20 protein-coding genes are annotated in these 23611 nt (G+C 49.6%); 17 read left to right on the top strand and 3 right to left on the bottom strand.

The annotated features are described in order from the left end of the window. Window positions 1-129 precede the first annotated feature (129 nt). From B153_RS0100645 to B153_RS0100595, 11 genes are all read left to right on the top strand, one after another. Window positions 130-759: a hypothetical protein gene (locus B153_RS0100645; RefSeq protein ID WP_020594714.1), complete on the top strand. Its 630-nt coding sequence runs from the start codon at window positions 130-132 to the stop codon at window positions 757-759. A 190-nt stretch (window positions 760-949) separates the two neighbouring features. After that, complete coding sequence (locus B153_RS0100640; protein ID WP_020594713.1) at window positions 950-3310, top strand: ABC transporter permease; 2361 nt, start codon at window positions 950-952, stop codon at window positions 3308-3310. Between the two features lie 199 nt (window positions 3311-3509). Then, complete coding sequence (locus B153_RS0100635; protein ID WP_020594712.1) at window positions 3510-4055, top strand: RNA polymerase sigma factor; 546 nt, start codon at window positions 3510-3512, stop codon at window positions 4053-4055. Beyond that, on the top strand, window positions 4030-4866 hold the full coding sequence (locus B153_RS0100630) for a zf-HC2 domain-containing protein (protein ID WP_020594711.1): 837 nt from the start codon (window positions 4030-4032) through the stop codon (window positions 4864-4866). Before B153_RS0100635 ends, B153_RS0100630 begins: the two co-directional genes overlap by 26 nt. A gap of 85 nt (window positions 4867-4951) precedes the next feature. Then, window positions 4952-5821 carry a DUF4097 family beta strand repeat-containing protein gene (locus tag B153_RS0100625; protein WP_020594710.1) on the top strand — a complete coding sequence of 290 codons (870 nt, stop codon included), beginning with the start codon at window positions 4952-4954 and terminating at the stop codon, window positions 5819-5821. After that, the gene (locus B153_RS0100620; protein WP_020594709.1) at window positions 5821-6681 is read left to right on the top strand and encodes a DUF4097 family beta strand repeat-containing protein; all 861 of its coding nucleotides are present in this window, start codon (window positions 5821-5823) and stop codon (window positions 6679-6681) included. The genes B153_RS0100625 and B153_RS0100620 overlap by 1 nt, the downstream gene beginning before the upstream one ends. Before the next feature lie 28 nt (window positions 6682-6709). Beyond that, window positions 6710-8191 (top strand): serine hydrolase, encoded by a 1482-nt coding sequence (locus B153_RS0100615; RefSeq protein WP_020594708.1) that lies wholly within the window; start codon window positions 6710-6712, stop codon window positions 8189-8191. Window positions 8192-8297: 106 nt separating this feature from the next. Then, a complete protein-coding gene (locus tag B153_RS0100610; RefSeq protein WP_020594707.1) occupies window positions 8298-9476 on the top strand; it encodes a serine hydrolase domain-containing protein in 1179 nt (392 codons plus the stop codon). A gap of 174 nt (window positions 9477-9650) precedes the next feature. Next, window positions 9651-12002, top strand: coding sequence for an ABC transporter permease (locus B153_RS0100605; RefSeq protein WP_020594706.1), 2352 nt, complete (start codon window positions 9651-9653; stop codon window positions 12000-12002). A 98-nt stretch (window positions 12003-12100) separates the two neighbouring features. Then, window positions 12101-14476: an ABC transporter permease gene (locus B153_RS0100600; RefSeq protein WP_020594705.1), complete on the top strand. Its 2376-nt coding sequence runs from the start codon at window positions 12101-12103 to the stop codon at window positions 14474-14476. Window positions 14477-14572: 96 nt separating this feature from the next. Continuing rightward, window positions 14573-14866, top strand: a complete 294-nt coding sequence (locus tag B153_RS0100595; RefSeq protein ID WP_026261813.1) for a hypothetical protein — start codon at window positions 14573-14575, stop codon at window positions 14864-14866. Window positions 14867-14956: 90 nt separating this feature from the next. Here the strand turns inward: B153_RS0100595 and B153_RS0100590 are convergent, their stop codons facing one another. Next, complete coding sequence (locus tag B153_RS0100590; RefSeq protein ID WP_020594703.1) at window positions 14957-16393, bottom strand: SusD/RagB family nutrient-binding outer membrane lipoprotein; 1437 nt, start codon at window positions 16391-16393, stop codon at window positions 14957-14959. 22 nt (window positions 16394-16415) lie between these two features. Next, window positions 16416-19661: a SusC/RagA family TonB-linked outer membrane protein gene (locus B153_RS0100585; protein ID WP_020594702.1), complete on the bottom strand. Its 3246-nt coding sequence runs from the start codon at window positions 19659-19661 to the stop codon at window positions 16416-16418. A gap of 55 nt (window positions 19662-19716) precedes the next feature. Between B153_RS0100585 and B153_RS38150 the strand changes: the two genes are divergently transcribed. From B153_RS38150 to B153_RS37125, 5 genes are all read left to right on the top strand, one after another. Continuing rightward, window positions 19717-19857: a hypothetical protein gene (locus B153_RS38150; RefSeq protein WP_020594701.1), complete on the top strand. Its 141-nt coding sequence runs from the start codon at window positions 19717-19719 to the stop codon at window positions 19855-19857. Between the two features lie 522 nt (window positions 19858-20379). Continuing rightward, window positions 20380-21432, top strand: coding sequence for a DUF4097 family beta strand repeat-containing protein (locus B153_RS0100575; RefSeq protein WP_020594700.1), 1053 nt, complete (start codon window positions 20380-20382; stop codon window positions 21430-21432). A 75-nt stretch (window positions 21433-21507) separates the two neighbouring features. Beyond that, window positions 21508-21870 carry a hypothetical protein gene (locus B153_RS0100570; RefSeq protein WP_020594699.1) on the top strand — a complete coding sequence of 121 codons (363 nt, stop codon included), beginning with the start codon at window positions 21508-21510 and terminating at the stop codon, window positions 21868-21870. A gap of 34 nt (window positions 21871-21904) precedes the next feature. Next, window positions 21905-22168: a hypothetical protein gene (locus B153_RS0100565; RefSeq protein ID WP_020594698.1), complete on the top strand. Its 264-nt coding sequence runs from the start codon at window positions 21905-21907 to the stop codon at window positions 22166-22168. Then, window positions 22165-22428, top strand: a complete 264-nt coding sequence (locus B153_RS37125; protein WP_083928149.1) for a Txe/YoeB family addiction module toxin — start codon at window positions 22165-22167, stop codon at window positions 22426-22428. Before B153_RS0100565 ends, B153_RS37125 begins: the two co-directional genes overlap by 4 nt. 35 nt (window positions 22429-22463) lie before the next feature. On the opposite strand, the gene B153_RS0100560 is transcribed toward B153_RS37125, so the two are convergent. After that, on the bottom strand, window positions 22464-23012 hold the full coding sequence (locus tag B153_RS0100560) for an ExbD/TolR family protein (protein WP_020594697.1): 549 nt from the start codon (window positions 23010-23012) through the stop codon (window positions 22464-22466). A gap of 103 nt (window positions 23013-23115) precedes the next feature. Here B153_RS0100560 and B153_RS36425 point away from each other — a divergent pair, with 103 nt between their 5' ends. Then, the gene (locus B153_RS36425; protein WP_020594696.1) at window positions 23116-23595 is read left to right on the top strand and encodes a DUF1648 domain-containing protein; all 480 of its coding nucleotides are present in this window, start codon (window positions 23116-23118) and stop codon (window positions 23593-23595) included. Window positions 23596-23611 lie beyond the last annotated feature (16 nt).

Here is a 23611-nt window from a genome sequence, read left to right as displayed (position 1 = left end):
CCGAAATCGGACAAGCAATTTCTTCATATATAGCGAACAAATTGAAAAACAAACAGATACAGACTTGGCACGATGATAGAGGGGAGTAATTTTACTTAACTTTTTCCTGATATTCATTTCTGCCGATTCATGAAAACGCTGTTTACGCTGGTATTGGTTGCGGTTAGCTTTGGTGCGATAGCACAACGGTCGTCGAGCAAACATGTATCGACCGATGGTCGGCATTTGCGTATTCGTATCGATATGCAGGAGTCTGGACATTCGCTCCATTACAACCGCTCGTTCGATGTATCGGAGATGGACAAGAGTGAAGTAAAAGCTCTGGAAAACAGCATCATCGATTCGCTGGAACGCGCCTTTAGCGAGCCAGCCGTAGCCGTTTCTACAAATCATAAACGGGATAGCTGGAGCAGGGACAGATCGTATAAATCCGATTATTCGCCAGCCCAGCAGGCATCCTACGATGAGCAGCGGGTAGCCTATTCCAGAAATTCAGAAGAGAAGGAAAAAATGTATGAGTTTTCTACCGAAGCCAAATCCAACCCTTCTTTTTCGCCCAGCGAGGTATCACCCCTGTCAGTGAAAGTTCAGGAAGACAAGGAAAATGGTCGGCTCTGGATGCAGTATACGTTCATGAAAGACGGCGAAGAGCTTATCATTGAACGGACGGCCAATATAGTTGGCAAGAGCGAACGCGAAAAACAAGCCATCATCCGGGAAACCGAACGCAGCTTCGGCATCAAAACGGGAAATCAATAAAAGGAGAAAAGGGAGGAAGGACGAAAGGGACGAAGGGAGATAAGGCTGCTAATGCTTTACTCCTTTCCTCCCTTTCGTCCTTCCTCCCTTTTCTCATGTCGGGCGGCAATCAAGTGTAAACAAATAGAGAATTAGTTAATATCTAATTTTTTATTTACTTTACTTCGTTTCTTTATTCCGCCCACTTCCCATGTTCCGTAACTATCTCAGAATCACGATCCGTAACCTTAAACGCAACTTTCGATACGTTATCATCAACGTGCTGGGGCTTAGCATTGGGGTTGGTTTCGGGATACTGGCTTTTCTGAATTACCAATACGCCCATACCTTCGATACCTGGCATAGAAACTACGCCCGAATTGTTCGGATCGAAAGCGTAAAAGCAGACAATAAAGCACTTTATGGTACATGCCCATCGCCACTGGCTACGGATGCCCAGCAACTTTCGGGTGTCGAAGCAGCCCTGCGATTTGAGGCCCGTCGGGCGGTAGTTAAATCCGGCGAAAATACCTTCAACGAAATCCTGCATTTTGCCGACCTCAATTTCTTTCGCGTGTTTGACTTTCGGGTTCTCAAAGGTTCGGTCGATTTTTCCGATCCATCGAGTGTCTTGATTTCGAGCGAAATCGCTACGAAATATTTCGGCAGTCAGAATCCAATTGGTAAAGAAATTATTGTTTACGCCGATCAGCCGATCAAAAAAGTACTGACCGTTCGGGGTGTAATCGATAGCCAGCAAAAGCAGTCCAGTATCCGATTCGACTTTTTGACGAACCTTTCCAACCAGTTCGACAACAATAAACCCGTTGATTATACCAACTGGGCATATCGGGCCGATGCCGTATTTCTGCTTCTGAAGCATCCCTCCGACCGAGCCGCTGTTGAAACCTCCCTGGCTAATTTTGTACCCCGCCAGCAATCGGCTGACCCTGACTGGAAAATCAGTCGGTTTGTCGTTGAACCGTTTGCCACGGTAGCCCTTTCCGGCCGCAATCTGCGCAACAATAGCTTGTACCCCTCTTTACCTCCTGCGGCTGTTTGGGGAACAGTAGCCATGGCGATTATGATTCTGCTGACGGCAGCCCTCAATTTTGCCAACATGACCATTGCCGTCTGCAACGGACGACTGCGCGAAATAGGCGTCCGGAAAGTCTTGGGAGGGACACAGAGTCAATTGGTGGTGCAATTATTGACCGAATCGAGTGTGATCTGTGCCCTATCGATTTTGCTGGGCATGCTCCTGGCTTATCCGATTGTGAGCTGGTACAACCATATGTGGTCGTATCTGGAACTGAACATCGATTATTCCCAGCCTACAGTACTTACTTTTCTGCTTGGTTTATTAATTTTTGTTACGCTCCTGGCGGGTTCATATCCAGCGTTTTACGTGAGCGCCTTCCGCCCAACTCATATTTTCCGGGGGGCTTTACGTTTTGGGGGTTCGGGGCTTTTCTCCCGCGTTATGATGGGTATGCAGATTGCCATTTCTCTTACGGCGGTGGTAACCGGGCTCAGCTTCGAGCGAAACGCCGAGTTCAATCGGACCGCCGATGTAGGTTATGACCGACAAAATGTAATCGGGGCCTATGTGTATGATGAATCGACCTGGCGGGTTTTCAAAACCGCTGCCCAGTCGATTCCGAACATTGAGGCCGTTGGTGGTACGCAGCATCTGCCCGGTTTTAGCTACAGCATGACCAACTTCAACCTGAATAGTGAGTCGCACGAAAGTATGCTGTACAATGTGGGCGATGATTTTCTGAGAATGCTCCAGATTCAGCTTCGGGATGGTCAGCCTTTGCTACCGCTTCAGGGCGACCAACCCGCGCAAACGGTATTGGTCAACGAAACCTTTGTCCGCGAATTCGGCGAAGGGAAACCGCTTATCGGCCAATCCATCCAACTTGATTCAACCACCTACCAGATTGGGGGAGTCGTACGCGATTTTATGACCAACACGCCGTTTCGCCCCATTTCTTCGGCCATCATTCGGCCTGTACCACCCAGTCGGTTCGTTTATTTCATTGCCCGCGTGAAAGCCGAACATCAAAAGCAGGTATTTGCCGAACTCGAAAAGACCTGGAAACGGCTATTCCCTTACAAACCGTTTGATGGTGTTTACCTCAACAATGCGCTGGCAGAAGCCGAATCGGTGTCGACTAGTATTGCTGAAACTATGGGCGTTTTCTCGTTGGTAACGGTATTACTGGCTATTTCGGGCCTGTTCTCGCTGATTTCGCTCAACGTCCTGAAACGGATGCGCGAGGTAGCGGTTCGGCGAGTATTGGGCGCTACTGGAGCCCAGGTAGGCTGGGTACTGCATAAAAACTACCTCTGGATTCTGGCCATTGCCACGGTGGTTGGTTGTTCGCTCGGCTACTACATGGCAATCATGCTCATGAACAGCGTATTCAAAATCAACAATGGGGTGTCGACCGTCGCAATTATCCTCTCTGCTGTGGCTGTACTGACCATCGCTTTTTCGACCATCCTGCTCAAACTCTGGCAAACTCTACAGCTAAATCCGGTCGATGCGTTGAAGGCGGAATAGCAGAGGGCAGAGGGGTAAGGGCATTGGGGGAAGGGCAGGGGGTGTTGAGCAAAGGCCACCCTCTGCCCTTCCCCCAATGCCCTTTGCTAAAAAAATTTTCACTTTCTCTGTAACCTTGCTCAACTTCCGCAGTTTCCAGTCCAAAACCCACTAAACGCAACAGCAAAACGGTTTGAACGCGCTGACAGACAACGCACTCATGCTGCAGGTAAAAGCAGGCAATCTGGACACGATGGGCTTACTCTTCGAGCGATACCATCGGCCCCTGTTCGGCTTCCTGTTCCATATGACCAACCAGCGGGAGGCTAGTGAAGACATGCTGCAAACGGTGTTTTACCGGATGCTGAAATACCGGCATACCTTCACGGGCGATGGCGAGTTCAGAAGCTGGATGTACCACCTGGCCCGAAATGTTCTGGTCGATCACAGCAAACAGAATAAACAAAGCTCGCAGCAGTATGACCTGGCCGATGTGGCGGAGCGAATCAGTGGCGGACCAATGGCTGACGAACGGTTCCAGAAAGAACAGGAACTCGACACACTGAACCGGGCCATGGCCAAACTGAGTCCTGACAACCGCGAAGTGCTGGTGCTGAGCCGCTATCAGGAATTGAAGTACGAAGAAATTGCCCGGGTACTCAACACCACAGAAGGTGCGATAAAAGTGCGGGTACACCGGGCGATGGCTGAGTTAAAAAAAATTTATCTGACTCTTGAGAATGGAAAAACTGCCTATAAACTGTGAACAAACGCAGGAACAATTCAGCGAATGGCTCAGCAACCAACTACCCGAAGGGGAACGAGCCATTATGGAAGCGCACCTGGCAGACTGTTCAGCCTGCCGGGAAGATGCCGAATCGACTCAGCAACTCTGGCAGATGATGGGCAAATCGCCCTCGCCTGAACCTAGTACGGCTGCACGCGTACGGTTCCAGGCCATGCTCGAAACCTACAAGGATACCGCAATTACTGAAAAGGAAAGTGTGCTGGATAACCTGCTGGCCAAACTTCGCCAACTCTGGACACCTCAGTACGCCATGCGACTGGCGTATAGTGTAGCCCTGCTGGGTGTCGGCATAGCGGCCGGGTACTGGTTTCAGCGATCCAATACGCCTACGGTAGCCTATCAGCAACAGGTTGATACGCTGTCGCGGCAGGTGGAGCAGATGCGCCAGATGATGATGCTCTCGCTGCTCGAAAATCCGGCAGCTTCCGAACGGCTCCGGGCCGTGAGTTATACGGAAGAGATCAATGAGGTCGACGATAAAGTGATCGACGCCCTGCTGACAACCTTAAACAACGACTCAAACGTGAACGTACGGCTGGTGACACTCGAAGCACTGGCGAAACTGGCCGACAATCCGAAAGCCAGAGAAGGACTCGTGCAATCCATTGCCCAGCAGGATTCACCCCTGGTGCAGTCGGCGCTGGCGGATGTGATGGTGAAATTGCAGGAGAAACGATCCATCAAACCCCTTCGGCAACTGCTCCGCGACGATAACCTGAACCACATGGTCAAAGGTAAAATCGAACAAAGTATTCGGGAGTTATCCTGATTGTAATGCGGGTGGAAACCCGCAACTCTATCTAGAATCGCGGGTTTCCACCCGCATTACCAAAACCATAAATCCAAACAATACTATGCAACTGTTTATGATCCCCGTTTTGGCGGGGCTGGTGTTCTCTTGTGCCCAAACACCGGCCAGTGCCCAGGAAGCCAAAGAGCATATCCGTAAAGAATTTACGGTGTCGAAAGGCTCCAGCAATGTATTTGCCCTGTACAACATCAATGGCTACGTGAAAGTCGAAGGGTATTCAGGCGACAAGGTTATCGTGGAAGTCGACAAAGCGATCACGGCCAAAACCAGTGCCGATCTGGAAATTGGCAAGAAAGAATTCCAACTCGGTTTCGATCAGAAAGGCGACAGCGTTCTGGTCTACATTGCCGAACCGTTCGACTCCCGGCCCCGACGACAACGGAACAACAACCGCTGGAATAACGACCGGGATATTGAGTACGACTTCAACCTTGATTTCACGGTGAAAGTACCCAATCACATGAACCTGGTCGTCTCGACGGTGAACCGGGGCGAAGTGACGGTGAACGATGTGAGCGGTACCGTAAAAGCCCGGAACGTGAATGGAGCCATCACCTTAACCAACATCAAAGGCACCACCGACGCCAACACGGTGAACGGAGCCGTCGATATCAAGTACGTGGGTAATCCTCCCGAAAACTCGTTTTATCACACCATCAACGGAGATATTCGGGTAACCTATCAACCCAATTTATCGGCCGATCTTCAGTTCAAGAGTATGCACGGAAGTTTTTACACTGACTTTCCCAATGCCGAAGCCTTACCCATGGAGGCTGTTAAAAGTGAACAGAAAACCGGCAGTGGCACCGTCTATAAACTCAACAAAACCACAGCAATCCGCATTGGCAGTGGTGGCAAAACCTTCAAGTTTGAAACATTAAACGGAAGCATTTACATTAAAAAACAATCCTGATGAAAACGATTAAAGTAACCTTTTGTGCACTCTTGCTGAGCGTGCTCACCGTAACCTCTCTAGTGGCGCAGAACGACGTAAAAGAACAACTGGTTGTTCCGCTGAGCGACCCTGGCAAGCCCGGTACACTGCGCGTGAACCTGATCAATGGTTCGATCAACGTGGTCGGTTATAGTGGCAAAGACGTAGTGGTCGATATTGTAGCCACTGGTAATCGACGGGGCCGAAATGATGATGGTGACCGGGATCGAAACCGGGATCGCGACCAGGGCGCATCGGCCGGTATGAAACGCATCAACGCCGGAAATCCGCTCGATATCAGTGCCCGCGAAAAGAACAACACCGTAAACATAGAAGCCAACTCGATCAATCAACCTATTGATCTGACCATTAAAGTGCCTCAGCAATTCAACCTGCGCATCGGTACGGTCAATCACGGCGAAATCTCGGTCGATAATGTCTCGGGCGAACTGGAAGTGAATAACGTAAACGGTGCTATTGAACTGACGAATGTATCCGGCTCGGCGGTGGCCAACACGGTAAACGGCGTCGTAAAAGCAAGCTTTAAAAGCGTAAACGCCGACACGCCGATGGCATTTTCAACCCTCAACGGTAATGTCGATGTAACGTTCCCGGCGAATGCGAAAATGAACGTAAAGCTGAAATCAGATCGGGGCGACATGTACAGCGACTTTGATATTGATGTGGACAAAACTCAGTCGAAAGTGAACCGGACCAATCAGAACGGTATGTATCGGGTAAGTATCGACGATTGGGTACAGGGCAAAATCAACGGAGGTGGCCGTGAGATCATGATGAAAAACATGAACGGCAACATTTACATCCGCAAGGCCAAGTAAATCATTCAATCTCATCAGCAGGTGTCTCATGCGTCCCCAATCGCTTCTCATCACGTTCTGTTTGTCGGCTTTGGTCATCAACTGGTCATCTGGGCAAACCACTACTACCAAAGTCAGCTCCGCAATGGCTATCCAGCAACTGGGGTCTGCCTTCGTTCAGGCGAAAGGGCATATGGGATTATCGATTGGGATTATCCGAAACGGGAAAACTGCTTTCTACAATTTTGGTACGGTGGAGAAAGGAAAAAACCTGACACCTACACAGAACACGATTTATGAAATTGGCTCCATCAGTAAAACCTTTGGTAGCCTGCTGCTGGCAAAGGCTGTCCTTGAAAAACGGGTTCGGTTAGACGATGATATCCGACACTATCTTGACGGTGACTATCCGAACCTCGCTTATCAGGGGCAGCCCATCCGGCTCGTCAATTTGACCAATTGGACATCCGAATTACCGGACAATTTCCCCGACCATGCCGATGCCTATAAACAGATCAATCCCGACTCTGTTCCGTTCCGGATTGTCAATGAGTTACGTGCGTATACAAAGCAGGACTTTTTCAACGATTTACATGCGGTAACGCTCAAAGCAGCGCCCGGCCACAATCCACGCCATAGTAATGTGGCCGCCCAACTGCTGAGTTATATTCTGGAGAAGGTGTACAAACTACCTTTCGATGAACTGGTAAAAACCCGCATCGAGCAGCCCCTCCAAATGCACAGCACGTTTGGTCTGTCAGCATCAACCCCCTTCGCTATTGGCTACAACGGTAATGGTATTCGAATGCCGGCCTTTACCATGAAAGCTATGCAGGCTGCTGGCGGCCTTCGATACAGTTCGGCTGATTTATTGAACTATACAGCGTACCAGTTAGCCGAAACCGATAAGGCTGTACAACTGAGCCATCAACTCACTTGGGGCAATGTCGACAATCTGGCATTTGGCCTGAACTGGTTTCTGCACAAGACCATCGATAGCAAACGGCAATTGGAGCATTCGGGCGGCACATTCGGATTTGCCAGTTACTGCGACCTGTATCCTGATCAGAAAACCGGTATCGTATTGCTGGCCAACGACGGAGGTCAATCGACCCAAAATCAACTGGGTGAGCTATCTAAACAAATCATGGATGCCCTCTATGGCGAACCGCCTGTCTTGATGGCTCTGACGAATGAACTAAAAAAACGAGGGTATGCACAGGCAATTTCAGTGGTGAACGATGTCCGAAAAAAATACCCAGAACTCCACCTAACTGAAGATTATGTAAATGAGTGGGGCTACAAACTGGTCGGACAAGGGAAGCTTCAGGAAGCCATCGAGATGTTCAAACTGAACGTCAGCTTATACCCGAATGCCTGGAATACCTACGACAGTCTGGCCGAAACCTACGAGCGCATCGGAAACCGTAAACTGGCCATTGAAAACTACAAACAGTCACTGGCGCTGAATCCCCAAAACGGTAACGCAACGGAGTTTTTCAAAAAAATCGGTGAGTCTACTGAAAAGTAGTTTAGGAAAGTAAGCGTTTGAAACAACGAAACTCAGCTACTCATGCAACCTCTTTGGATCGAATGGCATCTTGCTTTTGATACAACCCCTAATCCCGCTCAATCCCATGAACGTCTGGCTCACGTCTGTTTTTTTGCTTGTTACCCTGGTAGCCGAACCTGTTCATCCGAAACGCCTACCCATAGTGGTCAGGCTACCCGAAAAAGCGTCGACCGACAATCCGCTGGCTACCTCTGTCGATTCACTCGTTGAACAAGCTGCTCAGCAGTTCATGCGGATGCCTCAGGCGGTTGGTCTATCGATAGGCATTGTTAAAGATGGACAGACATTTGTGTACAATTACGGCACTACCGAACGGGGTCGACATCAACTCCCGACCAGCCAGACCATTTACCCGATTGCGTCCATCACCAAGACATTCACCGGGTCGCTGCTGGCTCAGGCCGTGGTGGAGGGCAAAGTAAAACTCGACGACGACGTTCGTACCTACTTGACTGGCAATTACCCAAACCTGGCTTACCAGGGCCACCCCATCCGGCTCGTTCACCTGATTAATCATCGGTCAGGCTTACCTTTCCTCCTACCCAATAAACCTGAAGCCTTTACCAATACCAACACACCCGCGTCGGCTGTGGCTATGGAACTCATGCGTCCGTACAGCCGCGCCGATTTTTATGCCGATCTGCATCAGATCAAACTGGACACCGTTCCGGGCGTTGCGTTCAAGTATTCGAATACGGGCGCTCAATTGCTGGGGTATATTTTAGAACGCGTGTACGGTCAATCGTTCGAGCAACTTGTACAGGAAAAGCTGGCTCAGCCTCTTTCTATGACCGATACGAAAATCACGCTAACCACGTCGGCCCAGACCCGTATGGCCAAAGGCTACGATTGCGAAGGTATCCTGATGCCTGACAGCCCCGATGAACTCCAGGCCGCTGGAGCCTTAAAATCGACCGTTGCCGATATGCTGAAATACATTCAGTGGCACATGGCCGAACAATCGCTTACGACTAAACTGACCCATCAGCCCACCTGGAGCAATGGTCGACAATACGCATCGGGCTTAAATTGGCAAATGCTGAAATCGGCCGAAAATCGGGTGATCTGGCAGGACGGCAACATTCCAGGTTTCAGCAGTTTATGCGCCAGCTACCCCGAGCAACATATGGGTATCGTCGTTTTTGCAAACGAGTGCGACCGTACTACCGCATCCCGCATCAAAGCCCTAACCAATCAGATCATCAATACGCTGGACGACCAGGCCATTCTACTGCCGAATTAATTTTTCGGCAACAATTCATCTTCAAATCGTGATTGTCCGCAACCGAACTAAACACGTCCGGTTTCGGACGTAGCCCCTTCGTTAACTTTAGTTAACTATTTAATAGACAGAAGATTAAAAGCAATGGTATAATATTTGAGCGAACGTTACCCAATCTAGACGAACGGGTATACGATGCTCAGCAATTATCTAAAAATAGCGCTTCGAAATCTCTGGCGGAATAAGCTATACACCAGTCTGAATGTAGGCGGGTTAGCGATTGGGCTGGCAGCCTGTCTGCTCATGGTATTGTATGTCGATCATGAGTTTTCGTACGATCGGTTTCATCCCAACGCTAGCCGGATTGCCCGCGTCACCAGCGTGATGAAAACGCCCGAGTCGCCCTTGTCCATAGCGGCCAGCCCGCTACAGTTAGGACTCACACTGAAGCGCGACTACCCCGAAGTAGAAACAGCCGTTCGGTTTTTAATGACGGGCGCTACCGTTCGCACCAAGAGCCAATTGGCCGAGCAAACGGATGTGTACTATGCCGACAACGACGTTTTCTCGGTTTTCAACTATCCATTATTAGCTGGCAATCCTAAAACCGCCCTATTGAATCCGAACTGTGCGGTCGTTACCGAACGGTTTGCCAACCGATTCTTCGGGCGGACGGATGTATTGTCGCAGTCGGTTCAGATTAACAAGGAAACCTACCAGATTACGGGTGTAATGGCCGATCTGCCCAGCAATTCCGATCTGCCCATTAGTGCGCTTCTCTCCGTAAAACCACCCAAAACAACCAGTTGGCTCGAAGAGGATTTTCCGGCCTATACGTATGTGCTGTTCAAACAGGAGCCGAATCTGGCCGATTTTGCCAAAAAGCTAGACCTATTAGCGAAGAAATACATCGACCCGGAACTAAAAAAAGCGGGGGCCGAGAATTATTCCATTACCTTTCCGATCGAGCGGTTAGAGGATGTGCATTACAGCCAGGACAAGCTGGAAGATACGCCCAAAGGGTCGAAACAATACAGTTATCTGTTTGCCTTTCTGGCCGTATTTGTGCTGGCAATTGCCCTACTCAATTACATCAATCTTGTAACGGCCAAAGCAACCGAACGGGCCAAAGAAGTAGGGATTCGCAAAGCCAGTGGTGCCCATTATGGCCAGTTGGTTCGCCAGTTTCTGTTTGAATCGTTCCTGCTGAGCGGCCTTGCCATAGCCTGTGCCTTAGTCCTACTACAACTCACAATCCCCATCTTCAACGAGCAACTGACTATTCAGTTACAGCTCGATTCGCTTAACGCCATACCCCTGATCGGCCTTACGTGGGTCGTTGTAACGCTGCTGGGCGGCTTATACCCAGCCTTCGTCCTATCCGGCTATCGTCCGGTCGATGTGCTGAAAGGCCGACTAGCCAGCTACGGGCAGGGGCTTTGGTTCCGAAAATCCATTATCGTATTTCAGTTTGTGCTGGCGGTCGGTATGATTGCCGGAGTACTGGTCGTTCATCGGCAAATGGATTATCTGCGCCATTACGATGTTGGCTTCACCCGTGATCAGATTCTCAGCCTGTACTTACCCGACGATTCGACAACACGGGCAGGCGCTCCGGCCCTGGCCAACAGCCTTAAACAGCGTTCCGAAGTTGGGGGGGTAACCCTGGGCTCCGGCCTGGCAGATGGCCCAATGGCGATGGCTTCGACTACGATCCAGTCGGGCGGTAAAAAACGCGAACTGATGGCCAACTACATGTTCATCGACGAAACGTTTGTACCCCTGCTGAATATCCGACTGAAAGCTGGGCGCAATCTATCTACGCAGTACAAAACGGATCTAAAAGGTGGTTTTCTGGTCAACGAGGCTTTTGTAAAAATGGCGGGCTGGAAAGAGGGCGTCGGGCAGGCAATGGAAGGCTTTGGGCATAAAGGCGAGGTGGTTGGCGTACTGAAAAACTTCAATTACCGCTCACTGCACAACCCCATTGAGCCGCTGATTCTCATTTACCGTACTTCCCTGATCAACAATGTGATGGTGCGCGTCAAACCCAGCGACTTGTCGGTGGTCAAAACGATTTGGCAGCAACACTACCCAAACTACCCGTTCGACTATAGTTTTCTGGATGCGTCGTTCGATGCCAAGTACCGGAAAGACCAGTTGATGATTCTGGTATTCAACTGCTTTGCCGGACTGACGATTCTGGTTTCCTGTCTGGGTTTGTTTGGCCTGGTTGCCTTTACGACCGAACGTCGAACCAAGGAAATTGGCGTTCGTAAAGTGCTGGGCGCGTCGGTTACTAATATTGTTACGCTACTCACCAACGATTTCCTGAAGTTGATTGGCGTAGCTATCCTGATTGCCAGTCCGCTGGCGTGGTGGGCTGCTGATCGCTGGTTACAGGCGTTTGCGTATAAAACCGATCTGTCGTGGTGGGTATTTGCCCTGGCTGGTGTATTGTCCATTACGATTGCTGTACTAACTATCAGTTTCCAAAGTATAAAAGCGGCCCTGATGAATCCTGTCAAATCACTGAAAACAGAATAGAAGGAGGAAAGGGAAGAGGGGGACGAAAGGGAGAAAAAGACTCCCGTTCAGCTCCTTCCTCCCTTTCCTCCCCTTCTTCCCTTTCCTCCTATCTTCCCATGCTCCAAAACTTCCTTAAAACGGCCTTTCGCAATCTCTGGAAACACAAGCTGTTTACCTTTATCAACATCTTTGGTCTGGCGTCGGGTATGCTGGTGTGTATGCTGGCGATGATCGACATCAAAGGAGCGTTTGACTACGACACCTTTCATCCAAACGCTGACCGAACGTACCGGATTCTTACCGATGTCACGACGACCAGCAACGACAAACAGGGATTTGCTACCTCGCCCCTACCCCTGGCAGAAACCATAAAACGGCAATACGCTTTTGTAGACCAGGTCACCCGAGTCATTCGTAAGTATGGCGACTTTACGGCTAATCGGAAACAATTGCCGGTAGTATATAGCGCCGTTGACCCTGACTTTTTCTCGATTTTCGGATTTCAACTGGCAAAAGGGCAGGCCGCTATGGCTCCCAAAACCGCTGTACTCACCCCCAAAACGGCTGAACGTTTTTTCGGTACTGAAAATCCGGTTGGCAAACGGATCGATCACCCCGAATTAGGCGCATTGACCATTTCGGGTATTTTGGCCGAACCACCCACGAAGACACACCTGGATTTCGATGTACTGATTTCAACAGCCTCTCTTTCCGGTTCGGATTGGAATCGGTTGCGCACCGACTGGAAGCAATATACGCATGGCTATACGTACGTCTCGCTCAAACCCGGCACCCCGGCCGAGGCCCTTACGAATATACTGCCCGCACTCGCTACTCAGGTAACCAGAGGTCTGCACTTTGCCAATGAAAAAGGATATACATTCCGGTCTCAGTCGCTGGCAACGCTATCACCATCGCGGGAAGAGTTGATGATGAGCACGTATGAGCCTTCGGCGGGTAAGCTGGAAACCGAAATGATTGTGGGTTTACTAACCCTGCTGCTGGCTTCTTTCAACTACATCAACCTGACGTTAGCCCGCTCGTTAAGCCGGGCCCGTGAAGTGGGCATTCGAAAAGTAGCCGGAGCCCTGCGCTGGCAACTGATGGGGCAGTTTATGGCCGAATCAGCGATCCTGTCGGTTTTTGGACTTGGTTTAGCCTATGGCATGCTGCAACTGGTAAAACCCATGCCTTTTGTACAGCAATGGCTCATTGGTGGTATCGAGTGGGAGCAGGATATCCGGGTGTGGATTGTGTTCATCCTCTTCAGTCTGATCACGGGTATGCTGGCAGGGCTATTGCCTGCTCGTGTGCTCTCGGGGTTTCAACCGGCTCAGGTGCTTCGGAGCCAAACGGGTCTGCGTGTATTTCGGGGAATCAGCCTTCGCAAGTCGTTGATTGTGGTTCAGTTTTCGATTTCGTTGATTGCCATGATCGCCTTGCTGGGGATGGCTCGTCAGCAGCATTTCATGGGTACGGCCGATTATGGATTTAATCGTAAAAACGTACTGACTATTCCTCTCAATGGGCTATCGGCCAATCGACTAGCCGATAACCTGAATCGACTAGCTGGTGTAGAGCACGTAAGCGCTACTGTCGCTCGGCTGGGCGATCATGGCGGTCAGGGGCAAATGGTGTACCGCCAGCGAACTGGGGGTGATTCAGCAGCAACAGACATTTTCTCAACGGATGCCAATCTCCTCTCAACGGTTGGCTTGACGCTGCTGGCGGGTCAGAATATGCCCGTATCGGTATCCGACTCAGCATCCCATCTGGTTTTGATTAATGAAGAAGCTGTTCGGATGTTCAAGCTGGGCGAACCAGGAGCCGCTGTAGGTCAAACGCTCTGGCTGAACGACAGTACCGATGTTCAGATCGCGGGCGTTGTGAAAGATTTTCAATTTACTACGCTCGCCATGAAGATACATCCGCTCATGCTTCGCTACCAACCAGCCCAATTTCGGTATCTGAACGTAAAAGTGGCCGACGGCAACCCCGAAGCGGTTAAAGCTAGCATTGCTCAGACCTGGAAACACCTGAAACCGTACGAACCGTTTGAAGGCGTCTGGTACGACACCTATCTACTTGATCGTCATAGTCATACTGACGACATTTCATTCATGGGCTTATTGATTGGTTTTGCGTTATCGATTGCCTGCCTGGGTCTGTTGGGTATGGTCACGTATACGACCCAGCTACGTACCAAAGAAGTGGGTATTCGCAAAGTGATGGGTGCCCGTATCGATCAGGTGATCTGGCTGTTGTCGTGGGATTTTCTCAAGCTATTACTGATTGCCGGAGCCATTGCCCTACCCATCGGGTATCTGAGTACCAGTTTCTTTCTAATGTCTTTCGCTTATCACGTTACCATCGGGATAGGCACCCTGAGCCTCTGCTTCGGCACAATGCTAATGCTGGGAGGATTAACGATTGGCTGGCGCACCTACCGAACGGCGTTGACCAATCCGACCGATAGTTTACGAGCTGAATAGCAAGGGGCATGGGTGTTGGGCATGGGGTAATTCCTCTGCCCAACACCTTCTGCTCTTTACCGAATAAACTTTAACCATATTCCTTTTCCTAACACTATGTCTTACATCGCTATACCTATTTCTTCGATGCCTGGGAAGCAGGAAATCGAAATCGACGTAACCATCAATGGACAAAAGCAGGCATTGCATTACCGCGTCGAACTCTTCTACTGGAGTGACTGCCTGGTTCCTACCTTCGACCGGGTCGAATGCATCCGACAACTGCTCTCAACCTATGACCAGGACTGGACGCTCTATTACATCGGTTCGCCCACCGATGAGTTTGTACCGATCACCTTTGTCAAGAAAGAAGACCTGGCCAAACAGCGAACCCTGCTGATGAGCCGATAAGATAACCTGATAAGTTGCTAATAGAATGATGAATCAAAAAGAGCCAGTCAACTTGACTGGCTCTTTTTTTAGCTTGGCGGTTTACTCGAACTACTTGTAAATCGCCAGTGCCTCGAACGTAGCGGGTACGGGTTTTGGCGTACTTGGGTTCGAATTGATCTCATTTTGTGGGTAGATAAATCGCCACGGAAGTTGCGTACCACTATTCGGCGTCAGTTTGATTCCGTAGGCTTCAGTTCGAGTCCGACGTTCATCGTTCCAGCCAATGTGTTGGCCGTAGAACGAAACGTAGCGTTCCTGCAGAATCTCCCGAAGCAGAGCATTATCGGCCGTGATACCATCGGCATTTTCGATCCCACCAGCCGCAAAATCAGCCGCTACATACGGATCATATTTATAGGCACCCGCCGTCAGATAAGCCGCATTGATGTTGCCACCCGTATTGAGCCAAGCCCGGTACGCGTTCAGATGCCCCAGCGCCGTAGCAAATCCTTTGCCCGACCGGAGAGCCGCTTCGGCCAGCGTCAGGCTGTTTTCCTGATACGTAATCAGCGGGAAACTGGCGCTTTGCGCGAAGAAACCCGTTGTTCCGGTTGTATTCGGCTCTATTTTACCAGGGCTATTCACACCCACTTCTAGGTAATAAAACTTAAACCGGGCTGTCTCAATCGTTTTCGAATTTCCCCGATACCGGGCACTGGCAGGATTCAGCAAGGTCGTGTTATAGGCCCCCACAGCGTTTATATCGCCCGTTCGTGAACTAGCCAGAAACGACCAGTATTGGTTCTGATTTACGTTGGCCGTGTTACCATGGGGCGCATATAATGAATTGGCAAACACACTGATTCCACTCTGAGCGGCTGTGTAGGCTTCGTCATACTTCTTGAGGTCGGTCAGCAGACGTGCTTTCAGCGTATAGGCCACCTGCGTCCATTTTGTTGCATCACCCCCAAAGTGAATATCTTCGGTCGTCACCGTACCCACACCCGACTTCAGGTCGGCAATGGCCTCTTCCAGCGACGCCAGCAGCTTGGTATAAACGGTTGCCTGGGCTTCAAAGGCAGGGTTCGGGTAAGCAGCGTTATCACCCGCCTGATCGAAGGGAATGTCGCCCCACAGTTCCGTTCCCGTAGCCAGTGCATTGGCCCGCAGGATTTTAGCAATGGCAACCATTTTGCGGTTCCCCAGTGCCGTGGCCTGTGCAATGGTCAGCAGCGCATTGGCGTTGGTTGCCTGGTACACCAGATTCCAGTCGCCGTCGTAAATACCCGCCGACACGTTGTAATTATAATAATCCAGCCACTGCCGATCGGCTCCGGACGCATAGCCCGACCAGATGGTAGTCAATCGGCTGGCCATGCCTTCCTGCGTAGCCATGTTGGCAATTTCGGTCCCGGTCAGCAACAGACTGGCGGTCGATTTGGTTGGGTTGTTTGGGTCAACGTTCAGGTTTTCGACAATCGACGAACAAGCGAATAACTGAAGGCCAAACACAAGGGCAAAAACTGATCTATAAAGTCGTTTCATAATAGCGGTTGCTGCGTGGCTTTTAGTAATTGATTTTTATACTGAACAGCAAAGACTTCGTATTCGGGCTGTTGAAATAATCCTGTCCGCGCGAGTTGCTGGCCCCGTTCAGAGCCGTTTCGGGGTCGATACCCACCATTTTTGTCCACAGAACCGGATTCCGGCCCGTTACCGTAATATCAATCGACTGCAACTTGCTTTTCTGACGGAACTTGGGCGAGCTGATGGAATACCCCAACGAAAGTTCGCGAATACGGGTCCAGCTCGCATCGGTGATAAACTGTTCGACCAGCGTACTGAAACCGCCCCCAATGGATGTATAATACGACTGATCGAGCAATACAGGGCCTGCACCAAAATCCTGAATATTTCCCCGAACCGTGCTTCCGGCAGCAATCGTTTTGCCCGCATAGTTCTTCAGGTCCTGCGTCAGTGTCACCTCATTCCCTACATCGGCATGGGTACCAAAGTTGTAAAGTACACCTCGGGTGCCATTGTAGAAATCACCTCCCTGGAATGTCTCAAAAAGTACATTCAGCGAGATTTTCTTGTACGTCAGGTTCGTACCAAAACCACCCCGATAATCCGGGTTTGGATCGCCAATAACGCCAAACTGTGAAGCCACCTGTGGAAACCCATTGGCATTTAGATTGAGTGAGCCATCATCTTTCCGAAGATAGGTCCCTCCATAGAGCGCCGACATGGCATAACCCACTTTCGCAACAGTACTGGCGGTAGTACTGAAACCGCCCAGCGTAATGATGTCCGTTCCGGCCAGGTTGGTTACCCGGTTTACATTCCGACTCAGGTTACCAAACACATTCCAGTTGAAGCCACTCTTATTCAGCAGGTTATAGTTAAACTCCACTTCCCAGCCCTTGTTGGTCATCGATCCGGCATTGGTATATTTGGAGGTATAGCCCGTTGACCCCGCCACGGCTACGTTGAGCAACAGATCGGTAATCTCGTTCTGATAATAGGTAAAGCCAGCTGTCAGCCGGTTGTTCAGAAAGCGAAGGTCGGTACCCAGCTCCCATTCGGTTTTCCGTTCGGGTTGCAGAAAAGGATCTCCCTGAGTAGCACTGCGCACATAGGCCCCATTGCCGTAGCCAGCGCCACTAAGGGTGTTGGCCCAACTGCTAAACGACGCGTTTACGTAGGTTGTGGTGTTCCGGTAGGCATCGGGTTGTACCCCCACTGTACCGTATGAAGCCCGCAGTTTACCAAACGACAGGACAGGATTGTCACGAAACACGGGAAGCTGGGTAAACTGCCAGGCCACATCGGCCGATGGATAATAGAACGTCGATTTTGTCTGACTCCCGAAAGTCGACCCCGACTCTCCGGCCAGCGAAGCATTGACATAGAGCTGGTTATAAAAACCGAGGTTCAAAGTCGAATACAGACGGGCCATCCGGCGGTGCGTGGTTGTCCGGTATGGGGCATCGTTCGACACCAGCGAATTGCCAAAATTGGCGGGCGCATCGGGAATGATGAACGTGTTCATGGTACCGCCCAGATTGAGGTATTTCCGGTCGTTGAGGTTGAACCCTACGATCAGGGTGCTCGTAATGTTTTTGCCAAAATCCTTAAATATGCGCCCGATCAGGTCACCGTTCATTTCCGATTCTTTATAGATGTTCTCCTCATAACTTCCCAAACCGCTGTTGGAAGCCGAGTTGACCGGATAGTTGGTAATGCGGTGATCGGTGTTGGCATCAATACCACCCCGCACGGTTATATCGAACCAGGTAGCGGGGGTAATGAGCAGTTCGGAACTCATAATGAAGCGATCTACTTCCGAAAAGTTGGTCAACTCATTGATCGCCCACATCGGGTCGTTATAGATCGGGTTTGCCAATGCCCCCAAGTAGTTTCGGTACGCCCGCTGCCGGTTCGGTATCGCACTGGCCGTTGGCGACGCAAAATAGTTTCCTTTATAATCGCGGCTATCGAAATCGGGCGGGGTGCGGAGGTAACCAATGTACAGGCCGTTTACGCTATTGCTTCGCTGAATCCGGTTCGAAGTCGTTCGGGCGTAGGTGGCATTCGTCGATGATTTAATCACATCGTTGAACCGGCGTTCAGAGTTGAATCGAAGCGTTGTCCGGTTATAATCACTTTGGCCGTTGATGATCCCTTTTTGCCGCAGATCCCCAAAGCTCAGGTAAAAATTTCCTTTTTCGTTCCCGCCACTGATCGACAGGTTGTTATCGACATACGTACCCGTTCTGAAAACTACATCTTTCCGTATGTCGTTGTAGGTTTCTTTCGAGTTTTTGGTGATGATGGGGTAGTATGTTTTGCCCGAATAAGCCTCAAAACGAGCCCCGTTCATATTCACCACATCGTCGCCCCCGGCCCGATTGGCGATTTTATCGCCCCACGAATTGGCAACCGTTGGGTTATACACACCATCCGACCCCTGGCCATAATTGCTTTGCAGGGGGTGCAGCAGATTGGGCTTATCGAACGAAACGGTAGAACTAAACGAGATATTGACCTTATCGCTGTTGGCTCCTTTTTTGGTTGTGATCACAATTACCCCGTTGGCCGCCCGCGAACCCCACAAAGCCGCTGCCGAAGCGCCTTTCAGAATCTGCATCGACGCAATGTCTTCCGGGTTGATGTCGTTCAAACGCGATTGCTGGGTTACCCCGGCCGCGCCATCTCCCAGGGTCGAGTTGCTGATGGGAATCCCATCCACAATAACCAGCGGCTGGGTAGAGCCCGTAATGGTATTCTGCCCCCGAATCTGGATGTAGGAACCAGCCCCTGGGTCACCGGCCGACTTGGTAATCTGAACGCCAGCCGCTTTGCCCGACATACCGTTGATGACCCCCGTTTCGCCCGACCGAACGATGTCTTTTGCTTCGATTTTGGAAGCTGTAGCGCCCCGTTTGTCGGCGTTTTCCTTAAACCCTAACGCACTCACAATCACCTCATCGAGCGAGGTTTCGTCGTGCTGTAACCGAACCGAAATAGAGGTCTGATTCCCCACCGTTACCTCGGCGGTTTTCATCCCAATAAATGAATAAATCAGTACCGCGTTTTTGAACAGATTATCGGGAATGGCAATGGAATACGTTCCTTCTGCGTTTGTTGATGCCCCAATGGTTGTGCCTTTGATCACTACGTTTACACCGGGAAGTCCTGAGTTATCTTCGCCGGAAGTGACCGTACCTTTTATAACCCGACTCTGCGCAAGAAGCTGAAGGGGTATACAAAAGGCAAAAAGTACGATAAGTAGTAGTTGTTTGTGCTGCATTTCACTCCATGATTAGGTTAAAAAGAACACCTACGCCAGTGACTGACTGGTGCTAATGGAAAAAGAACAGGCGCTTTATTACGTGGAAAGAAATCCGGACAAGGCAGGTGGTATTGCGACCTTTTCCAGGTATACTCAGAGACTTATTGATGCTGGCCAGGCATTAAAAAATTTCCTGTTGTCAGGTCATTTTTAATCCAAATATAATTCCAATAAAAACAATAAATCAATAGTAAATTTCCAATTACTATATTTATTCACAATTATATTCTATTATATGCCTTAATATTTAAAATTTAATTTTATATTCTTTAATTATTTCAAAATAAAATTCGAATCAGGCTAAAAATAAGATATCCTTGGTAAGTATTTTCACACCATAACCACCTGATTTTTAAACTTTACTATATTTATCTATGCGTATAAATAACTAGGGTTTAGTAGTTTTCTAAGAAGGCAGTTGTATGATTTTGTATCTGGCCGTAAGCAAACGTGCTGTTTTTGTCCGTGAATGAACAACCAGATGTCCGCTGTCGGACAGAGGCAATACAACAGAAAAACACAAACCCCTATACCTCAGATCTTTATACAAATTGGCATACCCATTGAAAGATCTCTACTAACCGGACGGCCAACGCCCGACGGGTATGAACAACAGCTAATGCAACCTTCGTAAGAGAAACATCATCTTTGATACAGCGAAATCAAAATCAATCGTATGAAACGGAATCAATTCTTCTTAACACTCCTCGGCGCAGCAACCCTCTCGCTGACAACCCTTGCCAATCGTCCGGCCGACGACCAGACTCCTTACCAGACCAAAACCTTTTCGGGCAATATCAATACCGTTCGGGCCGAAACCTCCGGCGGTAGCCTGACCGTAGAGGGCGGCTCAGGAAAAGAGGTAAAAGTAGAAATGTATGTACGCGGCAATAACGGAAATGGAAATCTGGATAAAGCCGAAATTGAAGAGCGGCTTAGAGACTACGACATCTCCATTACGCAGGAAGGCAATACGGTAGTGGCCACCGCCAAACGCCGGAACAACGACCGTGACTGGAAACGGTCACTCAGCATTGGTTTCAAATTCTATACCCCCCGCAACATGGCTACTGACCTGCGCACCTCAGGAGGCAGCATTCACCTGGCGGCCCTAAACGGTACGCAGAAATTCCGTACCAGCGGGGGTAGCCTGCACATGAGCGATGTAGATGGCGACATCAACGGCCAGACCTCCGGTGGCAGCATCCATCTCGACGGCTGTCAGGCAACTGGATCCGGCGAAATCGCTCTGCAAACCTCCGGTGGCTCCATCGAAGCGAAATCGTCATCGGGCAAAATGCGGCTACAAACCTCAGGCGGCAGCATTCGCCTGACCGATCTGAAAGGCCCTATCGATGCCCAAACCAGCGGGGGCAGCGTAAACGGCGAAGATATTGAAGGCGACATCAAAGCAGGCACATCGGGCGGCTCAGTTCGTCTGGACAACATCGTGGGCAGCATCGATGCCAGCACCAGTGCCGGTGGGGTTGACGTGAGCATCAGCAAACTGACCGGCCCGGTTCGTCTGTCGACCAGTGCGGGTAGCGTTCGTGTACGAATGCCGCTCGATAAAGGCATTAGCTTAAACCTGAGTGGCAATCACATCAAAATTCCGCTGAACAACTTCAGTGGTGATACGGACCGCAATCGTATTAAAGGCACCCTCAACGGAGGGGGTATTCCGGTTACACTCTCCGCCACGGCAGGTAACGTGTATGTGAACCAGTAAGGGCTATATGATGTATGATATAGGATGTATGGCTTATAAGCGCCCGAACATCCTATATCATACATCATATATACTATGAACGCTTCTTTTTTCGACCGCCGACTTTTGCTAAACGTGGTCCTGACGCTGATCGGGAGCGCGTTTTTATTGTATTGCATTCGGGTTGCCATAGCGGCCCACCTTCCCTATCTGGTCGCTACCATTCTGGCAACGGGTCTGGGGTTTCTGGAACCCCGCAAAGGCTGGTTTCTGGCCATCGTCCAGGCATCATCGATCTGGCTTGTTTACACCTTCTTTCTCGAACACCCCACCAATTCCTTCCATATCGAACTGGAGAATTTCGGACTATACGGCTCCATGATTCTGACGTTTGTGGGTAGTTTTATCGGTAGCCGCCTAAAGCGCGTCTTTGACCGGGGCGATAACAAACCTCGCTGATAAAGTTTTTGGTTATCTTTGATAAAAATCAGTCATGGACTCTCTCGTATTTCATATTGACGCAGACAAAGCAGGGCCCAACTTGCTGGAGAGCATTAAAGCTTATTACGGCAACCGTCGAGTTCAGGTAATTGTAAAACCTGAAGAAACAACCGAGGAATTGATAGCCCGAAATGAAGCAGCTACGTATGAATATGCCCTCCCTTACGAAGACCTGGCCCGACTCGCAAATGCATTAGACAATGATGAATCTGTCGATGTATTGGCGGAAGTGACTAAGTTTAAGGTCACCAAATGAGGACAACGCGCATTCAGCCCGAAGCCCTCGAACATCTATCCGAATGGGCAGCCTTTGAGCCTAAAATCTTAAAACGTATTTTCCGAATTATTGAGGAATGTTGCCGTACACCTTTTGAGGGAATCGGAAAGCCAGAACCACTAAAAGGTGATCGAAGTGGATTCTGGTCACGTCGAATTACCGACGAGCATCGGATTATTTATGCAGTTACTGATACCGATATAATTGTCCACTCGCTTCGCGGACATTATGATGATTAATAGTTACACTAGCCTGAAAAATCAGCTATGTCACACTACATATAAATTGGTGAATGAGGATATAAAGGCACATGCATCATTACAGGGATTGACGGGTTATCAGCTTTATACTGTTTATACCTCTCCAGCATATGCTTCTCCTCGGCAGTCAGCTTGTATCCCAGATTAAAGTTGATATGCCCAAGAATTTGCAGTTCATCCAGTACATCAACAATATTTTTGAATGTTGCCTGTTCCGTGGGCTTAATCAGCACAATGGCCCCATAATCGTGATTCAGGCTGATACTCAATAGCTGCTTTCTGATCCCCTCAATGGAATAATCAGTTTCTAAAAACTCCGCATTCGAGCCATCAGGTCGATACGTCAGAAAGCCAATTCGATTGTTAGCCAAAAGGAATATGTGTGCATCTGGTTTCGGGCGTTCATCCCAATAACACATACTACCCCCACGAACAGAGGTGGTCATCATGCCAGGCTGCTGTACCGTCTTGATCAGCATAAAGAAGGTTAATAGCAAAAAGGCGAGGTCGACAAAAGGGGTAAAATCAACGTGGATCGGTGTAGAGGTTCGGCGGAAAGTCATAGCGGTAGTCGTTTACCCGATGGATGCAGACAAGTAGTCAATTCCATAATCTGCCTATGGTTTCTTACCTTCTCTGGTATACACTTTACCCTTAATTACAGACATGGCTACCTATGAACGCCTTACCAATTGGCTGACTATATTGCTGCTTATACTGCTCACTATGTTTTCCATCGCCGGAGCCCTATGGTTGCCCAACCCAATAGCGATTCATTACAATCTACATGGCCAGCCCGATCGATGGGGTAGCCCGGCAACTTTACTGATCTTACCCGTTATTGCTTTCTTGGTTATCGGTATACTATGGGCTTCTCAAAAAATCCATCCCGACTTTATGAACTTTCCTGGCCCCCGTACACCGGAGAATATAGCCCGTCAGCTCGGAAATATTCGGCTAATGACTGCCAGCATGCGTCTGTTCGTTGCCAGTCTGTTTCTGGTGATACAAGGTCAGTCCATTTGGGCTAAATTCTACAATCAGGATCAACTCATCGGATGGACAATTCCCAGTATGATTGGGTTGCTAACCGTAGTGGTTAGCTTCTTTGTTTGGCGAGCTTATAAACTGGTTCCGAAAGAGTGAACTAAGTTTCTTCATA

It is taken from the genome of Spirosoma panaciterrae DSM 21099, from assembly GCF_000374025.1.
Taxonomy (GTDB): domain Bacteria; phylum Bacteroidota; class Bacteroidia; order Cytophagales; family Spirosomataceae; genus Spirosoma; species Spirosoma panaciterrae.
Note: the sequence above shows the minus strand (reverse complement) of the source record. Positions and strands in the feature narration are given on the sequence as shown.